Source organism: Corallococcus terminator (assembly GCF_003611635.1).
Classification (GTDB): domain Bacteria; phylum Myxococcota; class Myxococcia; order Myxococcales; family Myxococcaceae; genus Corallococcus; species Corallococcus terminator.
Genome location: NZ_RAVZ01000759.1, coordinates 1 through 675, shown reverse-complemented (window position 1 = coordinate 675; position 675 = coordinate 1). Strand labels below are relative to the sequence as shown.

Here is a 675-nt window from a genome sequence, read left to right as displayed (position 1 = left end):
GGTCGTAATAGAGCATCGCCTCGCCCTTGAACGGCCCGCCCCGCCCCAGCCACACGCCATAGCCAAACGTGTAGAGCAACTGCCCATGCAGGTTGTCGTCCACCACCGGGCCTGGATAGACATAGCCCTGGTACGACAGGCCCACACTGCCTTCCGCGAACGAACCGGCCATCCTCGGGCTCAGGCGCGACATCGCGTAGCGGCCCCGCAGCGACAGCTCCCCGCCGCCCACCGTGAAGCCCTCCGTCGGATAGCGGTGGTACGTCGCGAAGCCTTCCACATCCAACGCCGTGCCATCCCCGCTCCCCAGCGCCTGCTCCGGCGCGCCCCACAGCCGGTACGCCGCGCCCGCGCGGATCCACGTGTTGCCTTCGTCCGGCGCCAGCCGCGCCGACGCTTCCAGCCGCACCGCCTCCAGCCGCGCCACCGCCCCCAGCGCGAAGAAGTTCCGGTAGTCCGCCGTCGCGTCGCTCACGCGCTGGTAGCCCAGGTCGAACTCCAGCGGCGGCAACGTGGACGGCACCTTGCCCTGCCCCACCCCCGGCGAAATCACCCCGTACAGGTTCGCCAGCATGGACATGGAGAACAGCCCCGCCCCCGTCAGCGTCACCGCGTACAGCGGACCGATGGTCCGCCGCGACGCCCCGGTAAGCGCGATGGGCACCAGCCCCGCGC

At 70.8% G+C, this 675-nt stretch carries 1 pseudogene; it reads right to left on the bottom strand.

Annotated features, from left to right (window positions below):
* Nucleotides 1-675, bottom strand: a pseudogene (locus tag D7V88_RS41995) (hypothetical protein); the annotation flags it as partial.